An 18349-nucleotide genomic window follows, 5' to 3' on the forward strand; every position below is an offset into this window, starting at 1 on the left:
CGATCAGACGTTGAAGCGGAACTCCACCACGTCGCCGTCCTGCATCACGTAGTCCTTGCCCTCCATGCGGGCCTTGCCCTTCGCGCGGGCCTCCGCCACCGAGCCGCATGCGACCAGGTCCGCGAACGAGATGACCTCGGCCTTGATGAAGCCGCGCTGGAAGTCGGTGTGGATGACGCCGGCGGCCTCGGGGGCCGTGGCGCCCTTCTTGATGGTCCAGGCGCGGGTTTCCTTCGGGCCGGCCGTCAGGTACGTCTGCAGGCCCAGCGTGTCGAAGCCGACGCGGCCCAGGGTGGCCAGGCCCGGCTCGTCCTGGCCGACGGACTGGAGGAGCTCCAGGGCCTCCTCGTCGTCCAGCTCGGCGAGGTCCGCCTCCAGCTTGGCGTTGAGGAAGATCGCCTCGGCCGGGGCGACCAGGGCGGACTGCTCGGCCTTGAAGGCGTCGTCCGTCAGCTCGTCCTCGTCCACGTTGAAGACGTAGAGGAACGGCTTCGTGGTGAGCAGGTGCAGCTCGTGCAGCAGGTCGCCCTGCTCCGTGCCCTTGGTGATGCCCTGGGAGAAGAGGGTGTCGCCCGCCTCGAGGATGGCCTGGGCCTTCTCGACGGCGGCGAGGACGGCGACCTTGTCCTTCTGGAGGCGGGACTCCTTCGTCAGGCGGGGGATCGCCTTCTCGATGGACTGGAGGTCGGCGAGGATCAGCTCGGTGTTGATCGTCTCGATGTCGTCCTTCGGCGAGACCTTGCCGTCGACGTGCACGACGTTCTCGTCCTTGAAGGCGCGGATGACCTGGCAGATCGCGTCCGACTCGCGGATGTTCGCCAGGAACTTGTTGCCCAGGCCCTCACCCTCCGACGCGCCGCGCACGATGCCCGCGATGTCGACGAAGTCGACCGTCGCCGGGAGGAGCTTCTGCGAGTTGAAGATGCCGGCCAGGACCGCCAGACGGGGGTCCGGTACGCCGACCACGCCGACGTTCGGCTCGATGGTGGCGAACGGGTAGTTGGCCGCCAGCACGTCGTTCTTGGTCAGGGCGTTGAACAGGGTCGACTTGCCGACATTCGGCAGACCGACGATTCCGATCGTGAGCGACACGTTGGCGACTTCCCGTAGCTGCTGGAGGGTACGGCCCGGGCACGGGCCGTCAGACAGTTTACGCGTGTCCCACGGGGCTCCGAGGGGGTGCGGCGCCTAGCCTCGTGGGGTGGAGCAATACAGGACGCGGTCGGATCATCACCCCGCGCAGCGACAGCGGCCCCCGGCACAGCGCGGGCCGGCCGCCGGCGGCCGTGGCGTGAGCGGGCTGCCCGGGCCCCGGCCGACGGCGCGGCCCCGCCCGGGCTCCGGTCCCGGCGCCGGGACCGCCCGGCGGTTGCCGCGGCCCCTGCTGACCGGCCTCGGCGGCGGGCTGTTCGCCTGCGTCGCCATGGCGCTGGCCGCCGGCATCGACTGGCTGATCTTCGATTCGTCCATGCTCGGGTACGGGCTGCTCTTCCTGCCCGCGGCCGCCGCCACCGCCCTCTGGGTCCGCCCCGCCGACCTGATCACCGCGCCCATCGCCGTCCCGATCGCCTTCGCGGTCGGGGTGTGGCCCCTCGCGGGCGGGTCGGGCGGCTTCGGGGGCCAGCTGATGGGCGTGGTCACGGCGCTGTCGCTGAACGCCGGATGGCTGTACGCCGGGACGCTCCTGGCCGCCCTGATCGTCGTCGTCCGGAAGGCCGCGCTCATCGGGCGGCGCCGCGTCCCCCGCCGGGCCTAGAGGTCGAGGGGGCTAGGGGGCTAGGGCTAGGGGGCTAGGGGGCCAGGGGGCCGGCCAGGGGCTGGCGGCCCGGGGCGGGGTCACCTCTGTGCCGCCTGTGCCGCCATCGCCGCGCCCACGATGCCCGCGTTGTTCTGCAGCGCCGCCGGGACGATCTCGGCGCGCACGCCCTCGATCAGCGGCAGGAACTTCTCCGGCCGCCGGCTGACGCCGCCGCCGAGGATGAACAGGTCGGGCGAGAAGAGCATCTCCACGTGCTCCAGGTACCGCGACAGCCGCCGGGCCCACCGCTCCCAGCTGAGGTCGCCGTCGTCCTTGGCCTTCACCGACGCCCGCTTCTCCGCGTCGTGGCCCTTGAGCTCCAGGTGCCCGAGCTCGCTGTTGCTCACCAGCCGCCCGTCCGTGAAGAGCGCGCTGCCGATGCCCGTGCCCAGGGTCAGCAGGATGACCGTGCCGCCGCGGCCGCGCCCGGCGCCGTACGTCATCTCGGCGATCCCCGCCGCGTCCGCGTCGTTGAGGACGGTGACCGGGCTCCCGTCGAGCTCGCGCGAGAGCAGCGCGGCGGCGTCCGTGCCGACCCAGCCCGGGTCGACGTTCGCCGCCGTTCGGGTGACGCCGTGCGTGACCACGCCCGGGAAGGTGACGCCGACCGGCCCGGTCCACCCGAAGTGCCGGACGACCTCGGCGACGCAGCCGGCGACCCCCTCGGGGGTGGCCGGCTGCGGCGTCAGTACTTTGTGGCGCTCCCGCGCCAGGTCTCCGCGCTCCAGGTCGACCGGAGCGCCCTTGATACCGGATCCGCCGATGTCCACACCCATGATCTGCGTCTGCATGGACATACGGTACGAAAACTACTCCTGACCGGCGACCAGTTCCGCCGCTTCGGCACGCAGGTCCCGGCGCAGCTCCTTGGGCAGCGAGAAGGTGATCGACTCCTCGGCCGTCTTGACCAGCTCGACGTCCGCGTAACCGCGCTCCGCCAGCCACCCCAGGACCTCCTCGACCAGGACCTCCGGCACGGAGGCGCCCGAGGTCAGGCCGACCGTGGTGACGCCCTCCAGCCAGGCCTCGTCGATCTCGCTGGCGAAGTCCACCAGGTACGCGGCGCGGGCGCCGGCGTCCTTGGCGACCTCGACCAGCCGGATGGAGTTCGAGGAGTTCTTCGAGCCGACCACGATGACCAGGTCAGAGTCGGCGCCCATCACCTTCACCGCCGCCTGGCGGTTGGAGGTGGCGTAGCAGATGTCGTCGCTCGGCGGCGAGACCAGCAGCGGGAACTTGGTCTTCAGCGCGTCGACCGTCTCCATCGTCTCGTCGACCGACAGGGTGGTCTGGGAGAGCCAGACGACCTTGGACTCGTCGCGGACGGTGACCTTCTCGACGTCGTGCGGGCCGTCCACGATCGTGATGTGGTCCGGGGCCTCGCCGGAGGTGCCGATGACCTCCTCGTGGCCCTCGTGGCCGATGAGGAGGATGTCGAAGTCCTCGTTGGCGTACCGGATCGCTTCCTTGTGCACCTTGGTGACCAGCGGGCAGGTCGCGTCGATCGTGGCGAGCCTGCCGCGCGCGGCCTCCTCGTGGACGACCGGGGCGACGCCGTGCGCGGAGAACATCACGATGTTGCCCGGGGGCACCTCCTCCGTCCGCTCGACGAAGATCGCGCCCTTTTTCTCCAGCGTCTGGACCACGTACTTGTTGTGCACGATCTCGTGACGGACGTAGACCGGCGCACCGTACTGCTCGAGAGCCTTCTCGACAGCGATCACGGCTCGGTCGACGCCCGCGCAGTAGCCGCGAGGCGCGGCGAGCAGGACACGGCGGGAAGCGGGAGCAGTCATGTGCTCCATCGTACGGGGGTCCTCAGCAGGCAGATCGTCGCCCGGTCGGCGCACACTTGATCGCAAACCTGTCCGCAGCGTCGCTCGGAGGACGGATGGCGTCCGGCACCGAATCCCCCACGGCCGCCCGGGCCCCCGACGGGCGGCTCTCGCGGAGTCTGGGCTTCCGCGACCTGGTGGTCTACGGGCTGCTGTTCATCGCCCCGATGGCCCCGGTCGGGATCTTCGGCACCCTGGACGCCCGGTCGCACGGCGCGGTCGCGCTCGTGTACGTCGTGGCGACCGTCGCGATGGCGTGCACCGCCTTCTCGTACGCCCAGATGGTGCGGGTGGCTCCGCAGGCCGGCTCGGTGTTCACGTACGCGCGCAAGGGCCTGGGCGAGGGGCCGGGGCTGATCGCCGGGTGGATGGCGATGCTGGACTACCTGCTGATCCCGGCCGTGGCGTACCTCTTCTCGGGCATCGCGATGAACGCGCTGGTCCCCGGGGTCTCGCGGTGGGTGTGGACGGCGCTGGCGGTGCTGGTGACGACCCTGCTCAACCTCTGGGGCGTACGGGTGGCGGCGCGCGTCGGCTTCGCGGTGCTGGCGATGGAGATCGCGGTCCTGGTGGTGTTCGTGGTCGCGGCGGTGACCGTGCTGGCGGGCGGCGGCGCGCGGCGCGGCTGGCTGTCGCCGCTGACCGGGGACGGCTCGCTCGGGTTCTCCGTGGCGGCGGTGCTGGGCGCGGTGTCGGTGGCGGTGCTGTCGTACCTGGGCTTCGACGCGATCGCCTCCTTCGCCGAGGAGGTCACCGGCGGTTCGGCGAAGGTGGCGCGGGCGGTGCTGTTCTGCCTGGGCCTGACCGGGGTGCTGTTCTTCGCGCAGACCTACCTGGCGGCGCTGCTCGCGCCGGTGACGGCGGCGGAGCTGGCGGCCGACCCGGGCGCCCAGGGGCCGGCGTTCTACGACACGGTGGACGCGGCGGTCGGCGGCTGGCTGCACGACCTGGTGGCGGTCAGCAAGGCGATCGGGGCGGCGTTCGCGGCGCTGGCCGGGCAGGCGGCGGCCGGCCGGCTGCTGTTCGCGATGGCGCGCGAGGGCCGGCTGCCGCGGGCGCTGGCGCACACCTCGGGCGGCACGCCGCGCCGGGCGCTGCTGGTGGCGGCCGCGGTGACGCTGGTGGCCGCGGTGTGGGCGGCGCGGCGCGACGACGGGCTGGACCACCTGGTGTCGGTGGTGGACATCGGTGCGCTGGTGGCGTTCACGCTGCTGCACGCCTCGGTGGTGGGCTGGTTCGTGGTCCGCCGGGCGGCGGGCCCGCCCGTCTGGTGGCGGCACCTGCTGGTCCCGGTGCTGGGAGCGGCCGTCACGGTCGCGGTGATCGTCGAGGCCGCGCCCGCCGCGCAGCTGGTGGGGGCGATCTGGCTGGCCGTGGGGCTGGTGGTGCTGGTGGCACAGCGGGGGCGACGCGCGGGGCCGCCTCCCGCCGATCCCAAGGGGACTGTCGGTGCGGGCGGTTAGCCTGCCTGCATGGGTCTGAATACGTCGGCCGAGGCGCCGCTGCCCGTCGGCCAGGTGTCCCGGCTCATCGGGGGCTGGATCGAGCGGCTCGGTCAGGTGTGGGTGGAGGGGCAGATCACGCAGCTGTCGCGGCGGCCGGGCGCGGGGGTGGTCTTCCTGACGCTGCGCGATCCGTCGCACGACATCTCGGTGAGCGTGACCTGCTACCGGCAGGTGTACGACGAGGTCGCGGACGCGGTCTCGGAGGGCGCGCGGGTGATCATGCTGGCCAAGCCGGAGTGGTACGCGCCGCGCGGGCAGCTGTCGCTGCGGGCCACCGAGATACGGCCGGTGGGCATCGGTGAGCTGCTGGCGCGCCTGGAGCGGCTGAAGCGGTCCCTGGCGGCGGAGGGGCTGTTCGCCCTGGACCGCAAGAAGCCGCTGCCGTTCCTGCCGCAGCTGATCGGGCTGGTGGTCGGGCGGGCGTCGGCGGCCGAGCGGGACGTGCTGGAGAACGCCCGGCGCCGCTGGCCGGCGGTCCGCTTCGAGGTGCGCAACGTGGCGGTGCAGGGGGTCCACGCGGTGCCGCAGGTGGTGCAGGCCGTCAAGGAGCTGGACGCGCTCGACGAGGTCGACGTGATCATCGTGGCGCGCGGCGGCGGCAGCGTGGAGGACCTGCTGCCGTTCTCCGACGAGCAGGTGGTCCGTACGGTCGCCGAGGCCCGTACGCCGGTGGTCTCCGCGATCGGCCACGAGCCGGACTCGCCGCTGCTGGACCTGGTGGCGGACCTGCGGGCCTCGACCCCGACGGACGCCGCGAAGAAGGTGGTCCCGGACGTCGGGGAGGAGCTGGAGCGGGTGGAGCAGCTGCGGGGCCGCGCGCTGCGCGCCGTACGGGGGCTGCTGGACCGGGAGGAGCGGGGGCTGGCGCACGCGCTGGCACGGCCGGTGTTCACGCATCCGCAGCGGATGACCGAGGCCCGCGAGGACGAGCTGGCGGCGCTGCTGGCGCGCAGCCGGCGCACGCTGGGGCACCTGCTGGACCGGGCCGACTCCGAGCTCGCGCACACCCTGGCCCGGGTGGTGGCGCTGTCCCCCGCGGCGACCCTGGAGCGGGGGTACGCGGTGCTCCAGCGGGCGGACGGGCACGTGGTGCGCTCGCCGGAGGAGGCCGGGCCCGACGAGGTGCTGCGGGCACGGGTGGCGCAGGGCGAGTTCACGGTGCGGGTCACCGGGTAGCGGCCGGGCGGGCGGGGCGGACGGCGGGACTGCGCCGGCCCGCGCGCTTTCACACGCACGCAACAAATTGATTGCACTACACACATAAGGTGGCAGGAATGGCCGAGTCGGATACGGCGCTGGGGTACGAGCAGGCCCGGGACGAGCTCATCGAGGTCGTGCGGCGCCTGGAGGCGGGCGGCACCTCGCTGGAGGAGTCGCTGGCGCTCTGGGAGCGCGGCGAGGAGCTCGCGAAGGTCTGCCGGCACTGGCTGGAGGGGGCCCGGGCCCGGCTGGACTCCGCGCTGGCGGCCCGGGAGGCGGAGGAGGCCGGCCCCACCGGCGGCGACCGGAAGGGCAGCGGGCCGGGGACGCCCCTGTGATCCGGGTCACGAACCACGGGATTTAGTTGAATTTTCATCTATTTGGCTCGTAGAGTCGGGGACATCGCTTGACCCACCCGTTTTGGAAGAAGGCTTTCCGATGTCCCTCGTTCTCGACGCCGCCGCCCAGGACCTCCTGTTCCGCGAGGCCCGCACCGCCAACTCGTTCTCCGACGAGCCGGTGACCGACGAGCAGGTCCAGGCCATCTACGACCTGGTCAAGTACGGCCCGACCGCCTTCAACCAGACGCCGCTGCGCATCACCCTGGTCCGTTCGGCCGAGGCCCGCGAGCGCCTGGTGAAGCACATGGCCGAAGGCAACCAGGCCAAGACCGCCGCCGCCCCGCTGGTCGCGATCCTCGCCGCGGACAACGAGTTCCACGAGGAGCTCCCGGCCCTGCTGCCGCACTTCCCGCAGGCCAAGGACCTGTTCTTCACCGAGCGCCCGGCCCGTGAGCACTCCGCGCTGGTGAACGCCGCCCTCCAGGCCGCGTACTTCATCGTGGGCGTGCGCGCCGCCGGCCTGGCCGCGGGCCCCATGACCGGCCTGGACTTCGCCGGCCTCCAGAAGGAGTTCCTGGACGACGACCACACCCCGCTGATGGTGATCAACATCGGCAAGCCGGGCGAGAACGCCTGGTTCCCGCGCTCCCCGCGCCTGGACTTCGACCAGGTCGTCACGACCGTCTGAGCCCTCGCGCGCACTCTGCACGCACGCAGGTACCACAGGTACGGCGAAGGCCCGCCCCCACCAGGGGGGCGGGCCTTCGCCGTACCTGCGGTACCTGCCTACCTCAGCCCTTCTTGAACTCCAGCGCCGCCGCCAGCTTCCCCAGCTGCTCGAAGCCCGCGGTGCCGGTGACCACGGTGACGTGGTCCTGCTCCTTGCGCACCAGCGCGTCGTACTTCTCGCCGTCCCAGCGCTGCCACACCAGATCGCCGACCGCCTGCGTCTGCCCGGTGTCGGTGGCCTGCTGGGTGACCTTCGCCAGGTACTTCGGCGAGAGGTCCGTGGACTGCTCGACCGCCGCGTACTGGTCGCCCGGGTCCAGGAAGCCCAGGTGCCACGCGTTGGCGTTCTTGCGCTGGTACGTGACGGAGGTCGCCCGCCACTCCTGCGGCAGGCCCACGGGGGCGGCCACGGGGTACGGCGCCGCACGCCGCGCGGTGAGGGTCTCGACGCGGTAGTCCACGACGCGCGTCGGGTCGGCGTCCTCGTCGTGCGGGACGAAGATGTAGATCCCCGCGACGACGACCAGGATCACCGCCAGCGACCGGACCATGTCCCAGATCGTCTGCTTGCCTTTCATACCTGCCACGCCCCCATCGTCCCGCATGCCCCCCGGCGATCGTGGGCAGGGGTCCGTACCCGGCCGTTCGATGACCGATACGGCGCTCATACGTGACCCCCTCTGCTCAATATGTCGACCTACCGATAGAGTTCCAGCACCCTCACATCTCCGGCCGTCGTCGTACAGAAAGGTGCGCTCCGATGACCGAGCACAACCTGCCGCCCCAGCTCGAAGTCTCGCCCGAAGCCCCCGACCGCAACCTCGCCCTGGAACTGGTCCGGGTGACCGAGGCCGCCGCCATGGCGGCCGGCCGCTGGGTCGGGCGCGGCGACAAGATCGGCGCGGACGGGGCCGCGGTCAACGCCATGCGGACCCTGATCTCCACCGTCTCGATGAACGGCGTCGTCGTCATCGGCGAGGGCGAGAAGGACGAAGCCCCGATGCTGTACAACGGCGAGCGGGTCGGCGACGGCACCGGCGCCGAGGTCGACATCGCCGTCGACCCGATCGACGGCACCACCCTGAACGCCAAGGGCATGCCGAACGCCATCGCCGTCCTGGCCGCCGCGGACCGCGGCACCATGTTCGACCCGTCCGCGGTCTTCTACATGGACAAGCTGGTCACCGGCCCCGAGGCCGCCGACTTCGTCGACATCACCGCCCCCGTCTCGGTCAACATCCGCCGGGTCGCCAAGGCCAAGGGCATGGCCGCCGAGGACGTCACCGTCGTCATCCTGGACCGCCCGCGCCACGAGGGCATCGTCAAGGAGATCCGCGAGACCGGCGCGCGCATCAAGTTCATCTCCGACGGCGACGTCGCCGGCTCCATCATGGCCGCCCGCGAGGGCACCGGTGTGGACCTGCTGCTCGGCATCGGCGGCACCCCCGAGGGCATCATCTCGGCCTGCGCCATCAAGTGCCTCGGCGGCACGATCCAGGGCAGGCTGTGGCCGAAGGACGACGCCGAGCGCCAGAGGGCCCTCGACGCCGGCCACGACCTGGACCGGGTCCTGCACACCAACGACCTGGTGTCCGGCGAGAACGTCTTCTTCGTCGCCACCGGCATCACGGACGGCGAGCTGCTGCGCGGTGTCCACTACCGCTCGGAGACCGCGACCACGTCGTCGCTGGTCATGCGCTCGAAGTCGGGCACGATCCGCAAGATCGACTCCACCCACCGGCTCTCGAAGCTGCGCGCCTACAGCGCGGTCGACTTCGACCGCGCCCAGTAGGACACCCCCGGGCCGCCCACCGCGGCGGCCGCGGCGCGCGCGAGCGGCAGGGCGCGCGCCGCACGACGAGAGGGGCGGTTCCCGTGTGCGGCGGGACCGCCCCTCCTCGTCTGCGCGGACTCGGACTCCGCCCCGGCCTGAGGCGCCGGTACGGGGGCTCAGCCCGCGGCGGCGACCGGCCCCGCGGCCTGGCCCTGGCGCAGCTCGGCCGCCCGGCGGCGGCGGCGCGCCAGCACCACGCGGCGTTCGGCGGCCGTCAGGCCGCCCCAGACGCCGTAGGGCTCGGGCTGGAGCAGGGCGTGCTCGCGGCAGGCCACCATCACCGGGCAGCGCGCGCAGACCCGCTTGGCGGCCTCCTCACGGGAGAGCCGGGCCGCGGTCGGCTCCTTGGAGGGGGCGAAGAAGAGCCCCGCCTCGTCCCTGCGGCACACCGCCTCCGCGTGCCATGGGCCGTCCTCCTCCCTGGCCGGCACCCGCGGCTTTGGCAGAGCCTCAAGACCCTGAACGCGCTGTACGGCGGCTACCTGCAGGGACTGATGCGGCGGATGCTGCACGGTCTACTCCTGACGACGTATTCGCGAGCGAGAGACGATGCACCTGTCTCTACCCGCTGCATGCGGCCCTATGCACTGCGTGCCGCTCCGGGGAAGTTCGACCGAAACACAACCGTCCGCAACACGTCCGCCCCGCCGGGCCACCCGACCGGGCCACCCCTCCCGGCCGGCCGTCCGCTCAGCCCTCGCCGCGCCCCCGCAGCCGCCGCGCGAGGTCGACCAGGCGGGCGCCGAGCTTGGGCCGGGCCTCGATGTTGCCCAGCAGTGCGAAGCCGCGGACGATCACGACGGGGGCCTGCGGATCGACCTCGGCGTGCCCCTCGGAGCCCCCTTCGCCGCGCCCCTCGCCCCGGCCCTCGCCGCGCCCGCCGCCCCGCACCTCGAAGTTGCCGAGGACGCCGCTGCCGTACCCCCGGAGGGTGACGTTCTCCGGTACGAGGATCTCGACGTTGCCCAGCAGGCACGTCACGTCGATCTCGATGACCTGCTGCTCGAAGACGGCCTCGGTGAGGTCGATGGAGACGTCGCCCAGGACGGATACGGCCCGGGTCCGGGCGGAGGGCCGCCAGCGGCCCTTTCGGGCGGCGCCGCTGCACACCGCGACCACGTTGTCGACGTACCCGGAGCCGGGCGGAGCGGCGACGGGCGGGACGGGGGCCGCGCCGACCGCGGCCGGGGCGCCACCGGGCGCGGGCAGGTCCCGTACCAGCAGGTCCAGCTCGCCGACGGTCTTGACGGCATAGAGCGAGTCGAGGCGCTCGGAGTGCTCCTCGGCGGTCAGCCGGCCCTCGGCGACGGCGTCGCCCAGGATCTGCGCGATCCGGTCGCGGTCGGCGTCCGAGGCCCGCAGTGCGGCGGGTTCGGCGGCGGCGGTGGGTGCTGCGGCGGGGTGCTTTTCCAGGTCCACGCCGCCCAGCATAGCCAAACACGATAGATCGCGATACTGCTGGGTGAGCCTTACCTCACAGACACGACCCGGGTGACAGGTCCTACGCTGGACAGCCGCGCTGCCAATTGGTCGCCAGCGCCGTCTGCCGAGTGAGGAATGGCCACATGCCGGAGTTCGCGTACACCGACCTGCTCCCCCTGGGGGAGGACCGGACCCCCTACCGCCTGGTGACGTCCGAGGGCGTCTCCACGTTCGAGGCGGACGGCCGTACGTTCCTCAAGGTCGAACCCGAGGCGCTGCGCAAGCTCGCCGAGGAGGCCATCCACGACATCCAGCACTTCCTGCGCCCGGCCCACCTCGCGCAGCTGCGCCGGATCATCGACGACCCCGAGGCCTCGTCGAACGACAAGTTCGTCGCCCTCGACCTCCTGAAGAACGCGAACATCGCGGCGGCCGGCGTCCTGCCGATGTGCCAGGACACGGGCACGGCGATCGTCATGGGCAAGCGCGGCCAGAACGTCCTCACCGAGGGCGGCGACGAGGCGGCGCTCTCGCGCGGCGTCTACGACGCGTACACGCGCCTGAACCTGCGCTACTCGCAGATGGCCCCCCTCACGATGTGGGAGGAGAAGAACACCGGCTCGAACCTGCCCGCGCAGATCGAGCTGTACGCGACCGACGGCGGGGCGTACAAGTTCCTCTTCATGGCCAAGGGCGGTGGCAGCGCCAACAAGTCCTTCCTCTACCAGGAGACGAAGGCGGTCCTCAACGAGGCCTCGATGATGAAGTTCCTGGAGGAGAAGATCCGCTCGCTGGGTACGGCGGCCTGCCCGCCGTACCACCTGGCGATCGTGGTCGGCGGCACGTCCGCCGAGCATGCCCTGAAGACCGCGAAGTACGCCTCGGCCCACTACCTGGACGAGCTGCCGCGCGAGGGCTCCGAGCTGGGCCACGGCTTCCGCGACGAGGCCCTGGAGCAGAAGGTCTTCGAGCTCACCCAGAAGATCGGCATCGGCGCGCAGTTCGGCGGCAAGTACTTCTGCCACGACGTGCGCGTCGTCCGTCTCCCCCGGCACGGCGCGTCCCTGCCGGTCGCGATCGCGGTGTCCTGCTCGGCGGACCGCCAGGCGACCGCGAAGATCACCGCAGAGGGCGTCTTCCTGGAGCAGCTGGAGCGGGACCCGGCGCGGTTCCTGCCCGACACCACGGACGAGCACCTCGCGCAGTCCTCGGACGTGGTCTCGATCGACCTGAACCAGCCGATGGACGACATCCTGGCGACCCTGACCGAGCACCCGGTCAAGACCCGGCTGTCGCTGACCGGTCCGCTGGTGGTGGCGCGGGACATCGCGCACGCGAAGATCAAGGAGCGGCTGGACGCGGGCGAGGACATGCCGCAGTACCTCAAGGACCACCCGGTGTACTACGCCGGCCCGGCCAAGACCCCCGAGGGCTACGCCTCGGGCTCCTTCGGCCCGACCACGGCCGGCCGCATGGACTCGTACGTCGAGCAGTTCCAGGCGGCGGGCGGCTCGAAGGTGATGCTGGCCAAGGGCAACCGCTCGCAGCAGGTGACGGACGCGTGCGGCACCCACGGCGGCTTCTACCTGGGCTCGATCGGCGGCCCGGCCGCCCGTCTCGCCCAGGACTGCATCAAGAAGGTCGAGGTCGTCGAGTACGAGGAGCTCGGCATGGAGGCTGTCTGGAAGATCGAGGTCGAGGACTTCCCGGCGTTCATCGTCGTGGACGACAAGGGCAACGACTTCTTCACCTCGCGTGAACCTGAGCAGCCGACGTTCACCAGCATCCCGGTGCGCGGCCCGGGTCTGGCGTAGCCCAGCACTCCCCCCGCCCCCAGAGAGCCCCTGGCGCCAACCGCCGGGGGCTCTTGCTGTGCCGCCCCTCCCCAGCCCGCAGGGGGCCGCCCTGGGCCGCGCGAGCGCTGACGTAGATCGTCTACCCGACAACGCGAATATTGGCGATGCCGCATAGACGCCCGTGAGCAACCCTCGTAGCGTCGTTCCCCGAGGCCCCAACCGGGGCCAGGACAAGGGGGTTTCGCATGGCCCGCGAGGAACTGACCCGGCTCACCGGCAACGGAAACGGCACCTGCGGCAAGGACGACTGCCCGAACATCTACCGCACCGCCAGCGGCTCGTTCGTCGTCCAGGGCGACGTAACCAGCATCTTCCAGCCGCCGCAGGGGGAAGGGCTTGTGGAGATCCCGGAAAGCGTGCTGCGGGAGGCCGTTCGTGCTCTTGGATGGTGATGCCTGGCAGGCGAAGTTCCGAGACTTCCAACAGGAAGCCTGGAGGCTTGAGACGCTGCCCCAGTACCTCATGCCGCAAGAAGCAGAAGAGTTCGCGGCGTTCAAGGCTGGGGCCCGCATTGACCCCGAGAGCGTCTCAAACGAGTACACCGACCGCCTAGCGCGACAGGTGACCGAAGGACGCTCACAGGGGCGTGTGCACATCGTGACCCGCCCACTCTCGGATTACCTGCGATTCGAGTTCTCTCAGTACTACGCACCGCACGCCCTGGCCGGTGAGGAGATCCGTATTCTCGATGTGACCAACCGAGAGAATCCCTTGCGAGGGATTCAGGATTTCTGGTTGTTCGACCGCTCCGAGGTTGTGCTGATGAACTACTACGCAGATGGGCGTCAGATCAGCCGCGAGGCATTCGAAGGGGACGTGTCCCCGTTCATCGAGTACCAACGAATCGCGGTCAGCGAGTCGGTGCCCTTCGAGGAGTACGTGAAGGGCCTTGACGCTTGAGCCTGACCGGCTAGGCCAGTCCAGGTCAGACCTAGCCGAAGCTATGCGTACGCTGCGGAAGCGAGCCGGGAAGACACAGACCTGGCTCGCCCGCCGCTGCAACATGTCGCAAACAAAGATCAGCAACATCGAGAGTGGAAAGCTCACGCCTGCAATTGTCGATGTGGAGCTGATCCTAGAAGCGCTCGAAGCCGGCGGACCGATAGCCGAAGAGCTGCTGTCTCTAGCCCGCTCGGCAAACACTGAGTGGCAAGACCATTGGTCTTCGCGTCGCCGAGGGCTCGATAAGAAGCAGAACGAGTTGGCGCGACTTGAAGCAGCGTCGACGGAGTTTCGGTTCTTCCTGCTCTCCATGATTACCGGTTTGCTAGCCACACCCGAGTACGTACGCGCAAGCATCGCAGATGTTTCCGGCGACCAGTCCAAGATTGTGGCAAAGAAGCTCGAACGCCAAAGCATCCTACGGGACTCGTCAAAGTTCTTTACGTTCCTACTAACGGAACAGGCCATTAGGTGGCCGCTACTCCCGCCCCTTGGCATGGCAATGCAACTTGACTGGCTAGCTTCTATCTCACGCATTCCGAACGTACGGCTAGGCGTGATCCCGCTGGATGGCTACATTCCCGAGCGACCCTTGAACACCTTCACGGTCTATGACCGGAGACTGGCCACTGTGGAAACTGGCACTGGCGCCCTCATCCTGCGCGACCAAAGGGACGTGGAAGCGTACCGACAAGACTTCGAAAGGTACGAGGCGCACGCCGTGTTCGGGGATGACTTCCGGCGACTGCTCTCCGACTGGTCGACGCTCTTTACCCGACAACGCGAATAAGTCTCGGTTCGCTACGCGCTCCACGGGATCATTTGCTGTCGGTTCCCGGAGACAGCGGCGAAGGGGTGCGCAATGGCAACCAAGACGGACGAGTGGGAGTACGTGACCTACGCACCCCCGGGACAAAAGTGTTCGGCCTGCCTGCGGGGCGTCAAGCCTCTCGACCCCGTCCGCCGAGGAACCATCGAGCGGGCTTCGGGCCCGCCTGTGGTGATCTACCGGCACGCTGCGGAGTGCCCCGGTCAGAGAGTGGCCGCGTGATGGAGATGCAGGCCTGGAGAGACGCGTGGGACCGGGCCGAGAACGCCTCAGAGTCCATCCGCGCAGCCCTCGCCGCCCTCGGTCTCCCTGAGTCCGCGTGGTGCGGCGTCAGGCCCTCCGTCACCAGCACCGGACGCGCGTACGTGGACTTCGGGAAGCTTCCGACCGACGCGGTTGAGCAGATCGCCGCAGCTCTTCGGTTGCCCTCGGCGCACTGAGGCGCCGACAGAACTCCTGTCTCCGTCCCCACCTCCCGACGTGAGACAGGTAAGCCCCCGACCGGACAAGGCTTGAACAGGGACAGGGCGTGTCCCGTCTGAGTTGACGTGCTCAGGTTCTCCCCCCGGTCCGCCCCCTTGGCTGGGGTGCCGCCCTGGGCGGTGAGGGCATCGCTCCGGACCCGGGGAAGCCGGGGCACCCACTCCCAGGCCTTCCGCCCGCTGCTGGCGGGCAGCAAGACGCACAGCCGAAAGGAGGTGCACGCATGCGCAACGACCCCGGAGACAAGTCGGGAGACGGAGGGACCGGCGGAGGCCAGTTCCCGCCCCCGCCCGCCGCGTAGCGGCGGCGGGCCCGACGCCCCTCACCCCCAATCGCCGAGAGAGGAAATCTCACGATGACGATCACGGTTGAGAGCCCCGTCGCCTTACGGCACGGGCGGGACCTTGTCAGTCCCGAGCTGTTCGAGAAGGTGTCCGAGTTCTGCGCCGAGGAGTACGGACACGAACTGTCCGTCGCCCGCGCGATCGTGGACCAGGCCCTGGCCTTCCTCAAGGTCATGGGTGAAACCCGCGCGTTCGACATGACCCCTTCGACCACCGTCGATCCCGGATGGCACTCGTTTGCGCTCCACACCACGGCCTACGCCGCGTGGTGTCAGGAACAGTTCGGCTACTTCCTGCACCACGAACCGAAGGCCACGGTCCGCACCCGTCCCCTGATCGGCTCCGTGGTGGAGCGGATCGAGGCGGCCGGCTTCTACGTCGACAACCGGCTGTGGGGCTCCGCGAAGGACTGCAACCCCCCGGCCTGCTGCGGCGACGGCGACGGCTGCTGAACCCCTCGAACGAAGGAGAACCCGGGCACGTCACAAGTGCCCGGGACCTCCCCTGAGCGAAGGTACCGCCCATGACATCCGACGAGGGGCTGACCGGGAGCGGCAGGGTCACGGTGTTCGCCCTGTTCGGCGTGGTCTTCGGCTACGCCACACACCACCTCGACGAGCGGCAGATCGGAGACGTGGCCGTCGTCGGCCCGCTGACTCCAGGCGTCGAGTGGGGACGGCTGTGGCAGATGGCCCGCAACTGCGGACGGGCCACGGCCGACGAGACCGAGCACGCCCAATGGGTGCTCACCCAGGCCACGCGGGCGTTCGTGTGCGGCAGCGACCGCATCGCGCAGTTCCAGGACCAGGGCTGGAAGCTGGAACCCGGCGGCAAGCGCGTCCTGTTCGAGACGACGTACGCCAACCGCGACCAGCTCTGGACGGGCAACCTCACCGTGGAAGGGCTCACCCCGGACCAGGTGGCGGAGCGCCCTGCGCTCTACACCGCGTGACCACCACCCCGCCCGTTCCGTCGGAACGTCGGAACGTCGGAACGTCGGAACACGGAAAACTCCCGCGTCCTTGCCGGACACGGGGGCGCGCGGCTCGCTGCCCCTCGTCGCCAGCCGGTCGTCGTGGAACGTCACCGGTTGTTCGGCCGGGCGTGTGGCACGCTGCACCCGGGGTGGCGGCGGGCCGGTTACCGTCGGGGCATGAGTTTTCTCGCCACCGCCCGCGCCACCCGCGTGATCGCCCACCGTGGGGCCTCCCACGAGCACCCCGAGCACACCCTCGCCGCGTACCGCCAGGCCATCGCCGACGGGGCCGACGCGCTGGAGTGCGACGTGCGGCTCAGTGCCGACGGGCGGCTGGTGTGCGTGCACGACCGGCGGGTGGAGCGGACCTCCGACGGGCGGGGCGTCGTATCGGCGATGACGTACGACCAGCTGGCCGCGCTCGACTTCGGCGGCTGGAAGGGCGAGGCGCACCGCGGGTCGCGGGTGCTGCTCTTCGAGGACCTGCTCCGGGAGGCGCTGGCCGCCGACCGGCCCGTCGGGCTGGCCGTCGAGACCAAGCACCCCACGCGGGCCGGCGGCCGGCTGGAGGCCGAGCTGGTGCGGGTGCTCAAGGAGTACGGGCTCGCCGACGGCGCGGGCGGCCGCGTCGAGGTGATGAGCTTCTCGCGCACCGCGCTGACCCGCCTGCACCGGCTCGCGCCGGGCCTGCCCGCCGTCTACCTGATCGAGCGCCGGGCCCGGCCGCCGCGGCCGCCGTTCGCCGGGCACGCGGGTCCCGGCATCGACCTCGTGCGCAAGGACCCGGGCCTGGTGGCGCGGCTGCACGCCAAGGGGCTGCGGGTGCGGGTGTGGACGGTGGACGCGTTCGAGGACGTGGAGCTGTGCCTGCGGCTGGGCGTGGACACGCTGATCACCAACCGGCCCCGTGAGGTGCGCGCGTACCTGCGCACCCGCTGACCCCCGGCTCCGCTCCGCCGATCGGCGTACGGGCCGGGCCCGGCGGGCCCGGGGTCCGGCCGATCGGCAGATGGTGGGCCGGGCGGCGTCCGGCGAGGCTGTTGCCGTAACCGAACAGCCGAGCCGGAAACAGGAGTTCACCGGATTTCTTCCAGGAGGCTCCGCCCTTGAGGGCGGGGAGGAATGGATCCCTGGCGCGGAGCCGCGAAGCGGCGGAGTTCTCTGCACATCTGTCCTGACCTGCACTTTCTTCCGTTGTCAGTGGGGCCTTATAGGTTGATCAGCATGACGGCATCAGCGGTGGGCGACGAGGTGGCCGGGCACGCCCGGTACACCTACCGGCTGCGCATGTCGTCCACCGCGCTCAGCCGGCTCGAGGACGAGTGGGCGCGGTGTCGTTGGGTGTGGAACGAGTGCGTGGCGATGTCCCGCAAGGTCCACGGCCTGAACAGGACCGCGGAGCAGAAGGCGACGTGCGGCCCGGCTCAGCTGGACAGGATGCTGACCGAGGCCCGGCGGTCGATGGTGTGGCTGCGCGAGGGGTCCAGCGTTCCGCAGCAGCAGATCATCCGGGACTTCGCCAGGGCCCGGGCCAAGGCGCTCAAGGACATCAAGGCGAAGCTGCCGGTGCGGCAGCGGGCCGGGATGCCCCGCGTCAAGAAGAAGCGTGAGGCGCTGCCCACGCTGAACTACACGCAGCGCGGCTTCCGGGTCAAGGACGGCCGTCTGCACCTGGCGGGCGGGATCGCCTTGACGGTGGTGTGGTCGCGGGACCTTCCCCAGCCCCCGTCCAGCGTGCGGGTGTACCGCGACAGCCTCGGGCACTGGTACTGCTCGTTCGTGGTCGCCACGGTGACCGACGCCCTGCCGCAGACCGGCCGCGCCATCGGTATCGACTGGGGCATCAAGGAGACCGCCACCACCACCTCCGACGCCCACGACCTCCCGCACGCCCAGCACGGCAGGACGGCCGCGCAGAACCTCGCCCGCCACCAGCGGATGATGGCCCGCCGCGCGACGCCGAAGAACCGGCCCGACACGGGCGGCTACCGCAAGGCCCGCAAGGCCGCGGCGAAGGTGTCGAAGAAGATCGCCCGCCAGCGGCAGGACACCGGCCGTAAATGGGCCAAGCGCGTCGTCCGGGACTTCGACCACCTGGCGGTGGAGGACTTCAAGCCGGCCTTCCTCGCGAAGTCCACCATGGCGCGCAAAGCGGCGGACGCCGCGATCGGTGCCACCAGGACGGCTCTGATCGAGATGGCCCGCAAGCACGGCAGGACCGTGCACCTGGTCAACCCCGCGCACACCACCATGGA

20 protein-coding genes are annotated in these 18349 nt (G+C 70.7%); 14 read left to right on the top strand and 6 right to left on the bottom strand.

Annotated features, from left to right (window positions below; genetic code table 11):
* Positions 1-3 precede the first annotated feature (3 nt).
* Positions 4-1092 (bottom strand): redox-regulated ATPase YchF, encoded by a 1089-nt coding sequence (gene ychF / locus ACIPXB_RS34060; RefSeq protein WP_401456330.1) that lies wholly within the window; start codon positions 1090-1092, stop codon positions 4-6.
* A gap of 277 nt (positions 1093-1369) precedes the next feature.
* On the opposite strand from ychF, the gene ACIPXB_RS34065 reads away from it, so the two are divergent.
* A complete protein-coding gene (locus ACIPXB_RS34065) occupies positions 1370-1756 on the top strand; it encodes a DUF6542 domain-containing protein (RefSeq protein WP_401456332.1) in 387 nt (128 codons plus the stop codon).
* Between the two features lie 80 nt (positions 1757-1836).
* Here the strand turns inward: ACIPXB_RS34065 and ppgK are convergent, their stop codons facing one another.
* Positions 1837-2589, bottom strand: a complete 753-nt coding sequence (gene ppgK, locus ACIPXB_RS34070; protein WP_401456335.1) for a polyphosphate--glucose phosphotransferase — start codon at positions 2587-2589, stop codon at positions 1837-1839.
* An 18-nt stretch (positions 2590-2607) separates the two neighbouring features.
* Positions 2608-3603: a 4-hydroxy-3-methylbut-2-enyl diphosphate reductase gene (locus ACIPXB_RS34075; RefSeq protein WP_401456336.1), complete on the bottom strand. Its 996-nt coding sequence runs from the start codon at positions 3601-3603 to the stop codon at positions 2608-2610.
* A gap of 86 nt (positions 3604-3689) precedes the next feature.
* On the opposite strand from ACIPXB_RS34075, the gene ACIPXB_RS34080 reads away from it, so the two are divergent.
* The 4 genes from ACIPXB_RS34080 to ACIPXB_RS34095 all read left to right on the top strand — a co-directional run bounded on the left by ACIPXB_RS34080 (position 3690) and on the right by ACIPXB_RS34095 (position 7367).
* The gene (locus ACIPXB_RS34080; protein WP_401456338.1) at positions 3690-5096 is read left to right on the top strand and encodes an APC family permease; all 1407 of its coding nucleotides are present in this window, start codon (positions 3690-3692) and stop codon (positions 5094-5096) included.
* 9 nt (positions 5097-5105) lie between these two features.
* The gene (xseA, locus tag ACIPXB_RS34085) at positions 5106-6314 is read left to right on the top strand and encodes an exodeoxyribonuclease VII large subunit (protein ID WP_401456339.1); all 1209 of its coding nucleotides are present in this window, start codon (positions 5106-5108) and stop codon (positions 6312-6314) included.
* A gap of 98 nt (positions 6315-6412) precedes the next feature.
* The gene (locus ACIPXB_RS34090; protein ID WP_401456340.1) at positions 6413-6676 is read left to right on the top strand and encodes an exodeoxyribonuclease VII small subunit; all 264 of its coding nucleotides are present in this window, start codon (positions 6413-6415) and stop codon (positions 6674-6676) included.
* Between the two features lie 100 nt (positions 6677-6776).
* Complete coding sequence (locus tag ACIPXB_RS34095) at positions 6777-7367, top strand: malonic semialdehyde reductase (RefSeq protein ID WP_401456343.1); 591 nt, start codon at positions 6777-6779, stop codon at positions 7365-7367.
* Between the two features lie 103 nt (positions 7368-7470).
* On the opposite strand, the gene ACIPXB_RS34100 is transcribed toward ACIPXB_RS34095, so the two are convergent.
* A complete protein-coding gene (locus ACIPXB_RS34100) occupies positions 7471-7986 on the bottom strand; it encodes a DUF4245 domain-containing protein (protein ID WP_401456375.1) in 516 nt (171 codons plus the stop codon).
* Between the two features lie 182 nt (positions 7987-8168).
* Here ACIPXB_RS34100 and glpX point away from each other — a divergent pair, with 182 nt between their 5' ends.
* Positions 8169-9200, top strand: coding sequence for a class II fructose-bisphosphatase (gene glpX, locus ACIPXB_RS34105; protein WP_401456344.1), 1032 nt, complete (start codon positions 8169-8171; stop codon positions 9198-9200).
* 158 nt (positions 9201-9358) lie between these two features.
* Here glpX and ACIPXB_RS34110 read toward each other — a convergent pair whose 3' ends face one another.
* Positions 9359-9754: a WhiB family transcriptional regulator gene (locus ACIPXB_RS34110; RefSeq protein ID WP_401456345.1), complete on the bottom strand. Its 396-nt coding sequence runs from the start codon at positions 9752-9754 to the stop codon at positions 9359-9361.
* Positions 9755-9932: 178 nt separating this feature from the next.
* Positions 9933-10661, bottom strand: coding sequence for a DUF1707 domain-containing protein (locus ACIPXB_RS34115; RefSeq protein WP_401456348.1), 729 nt, complete (start codon positions 10659-10661; stop codon positions 9933-9935).
* A gap of 146 nt (positions 10662-10807) precedes the next feature.
* Between ACIPXB_RS34115 and ACIPXB_RS34120 the strand changes: the two genes are divergently transcribed.
* From ACIPXB_RS34120 to ACIPXB_RS34155, 8 genes are all read left to right on the top strand, one after another.
* Positions 10808-12478, top strand: coding sequence for a fumarate hydratase (locus tag ACIPXB_RS34120; protein WP_401456351.1), 1671 nt, complete (start codon positions 10808-10810; stop codon positions 12476-12478).
* 227 nt (positions 12479-12705) lie between these two features.
* Positions 12706-12912, top strand: coding sequence for a hypothetical protein (locus tag ACIPXB_RS34125; protein ID WP_401456354.1), 207 nt, complete (start codon positions 12706-12708; stop codon positions 12910-12912).
* Positions 12896-13420 carry a DUF6879 family protein gene (locus ACIPXB_RS34130; RefSeq protein ID WP_401456357.1) on the top strand — a complete coding sequence of 175 codons (525 nt, stop codon included), beginning with the start codon at positions 12896-12898 and terminating at the stop codon, positions 13418-13420. Before ACIPXB_RS34125 ends, ACIPXB_RS34130 begins: the two co-directional genes overlap by 17 nt.
* A 43-nt stretch (positions 13421-13463) precedes the next feature.
* Positions 13464-14252 carry a helix-turn-helix domain-containing protein gene (locus tag ACIPXB_RS34135; protein WP_401456377.1) on the top strand — a complete coding sequence of 263 codons (789 nt, stop codon included), beginning with the start codon at positions 13464-13466 and terminating at the stop codon, positions 14250-14252.
* 877 nt (positions 14253-15129) lie between these two features.
* Positions 15130-15570, top strand: coding sequence for a hypothetical protein (locus ACIPXB_RS34140; RefSeq protein ID WP_401456360.1), 441 nt, complete (start codon positions 15130-15132; stop codon positions 15568-15570).
* Between the two features lie 71 nt (positions 15571-15641).
* Positions 15642-16070: a hypothetical protein gene (locus ACIPXB_RS34145; RefSeq protein ID WP_401456363.1), complete on the top strand. Its 429-nt coding sequence runs from the start codon at positions 15642-15644 to the stop codon at positions 16068-16070.
* A 201-nt stretch (positions 16071-16271) separates the two neighbouring features.
* A complete protein-coding gene (locus tag ACIPXB_RS34150; RefSeq protein ID WP_401456365.1) occupies positions 16272-17033 on the top strand; it encodes a glycerophosphodiester phosphodiesterase in 762 nt (253 codons plus the stop codon).
* A 285-nt stretch (positions 17034-17318) separates the two neighbouring features.
* Positions 17319-18349 (top strand): RNA-guided endonuclease InsQ/TnpB family protein (locus tag ACIPXB_RS34155; RefSeq protein WP_401456366.1); only part of this gene is annotated, 1031 nt, incomplete at its 3' end.

The organism is Streptomyces sp. NPDC090022 (assembly GCF_044748145.1).
Taxonomy (GTDB): Bacteria; Actinomycetota; Actinomycetes; order Streptomycetales; family Streptomycetaceae; genus Streptomyces.

Bases quoted from the DNA above. Each gene is read 5' to 3' on its own strand.
- ACIPXB_RS34095 (WP_401456343.1), top strand. From the start codon at position 6,777: ATGTCCCTCGTTCTCGACGCCGCCGCCCAGGACCTCCTGTTCCGCGAG.
- ACIPXB_RS34120 (WP_401456351.1), top strand. From the start codon at position 10,808: ATGCCGGAGTTCGCGTACACCGACCTGCTCCCCCTGGGGGAGGACCGG.
- ACIPXB_RS34090 (WP_401456340.1), top strand. From the start codon at position 6,413: ATGGCCGAGTCGGATACGGCGCTGGGGTACGAGCAGGCCCGGGACGAG.
- ACIPXB_RS34135 (WP_401456377.1), top strand. From the start codon at position 13,464: ATGCGTACGCTGCGGAAGCGAGCCGGGAAGACACAGACCTGGCTCGCC.
- ACIPXB_RS34075 (WP_401456336.1), bottom strand. From the start codon at position 3,603: ATGGAGCACATGACTGCTCCCGCTTCCCGCCGTGTCCTGCTCGCCGCG.
- glpX (WP_401456344.1), top strand. From the start codon at position 8,169: ATGACCGAGCACAACCTGCCGCCCCAGCTCGAAGTCTCGCCCGAAGCC.
- ppgK (WP_401456335.1), bottom strand. From the start codon at position 2,589: ATGCAGACGCAGATCATGGGTGTGGACATCGGCGGATCCGGTATCAAG.
- xseA (WP_401456339.1), top strand. From the start codon at position 5,106: ATGGGTCTGAATACGTCGGCCGAGGCGCCGCTGCCCGTCGGCCAGGTG.
- ACIPXB_RS34140 (WP_401456360.1), top strand. From the start codon at position 15,130: ATGACGATCACGGTTGAGAGCCCCGTCGCCTTACGGCACGGGCGGGAC.
- ACIPXB_RS34100 (WP_401456375.1), bottom strand. From the start codon at position 7,986: ATGAAAGGCAAGCAGACGATCTGGGACATGGTCCGGTCGCTGGCGGTG.
- ACIPXB_RS34125 (WP_401456354.1), top strand. From the start codon at position 12,706: ATGGCCCGCGAGGAACTGACCCGGCTCACCGGCAACGGAAACGGCACC.
- ACIPXB_RS34145 (WP_401456363.1), top strand. From the start codon at position 15,642: ATGACATCCGACGAGGGGCTGACCGGGAGCGGCAGGGTCACGGTGTTC.
- ACIPXB_RS34150 (WP_401456365.1), top strand. From the start codon at position 16,272: ATGAGTTTTCTCGCCACCGCCCGCGCCACCCGCGTGATCGCCCACCGT.
- ACIPXB_RS34080 (WP_401456338.1), top strand. From the start codon at position 3,690: ATGGCGTCCGGCACCGAATCCCCCACGGCCGCCCGGGCCCCCGACGGG.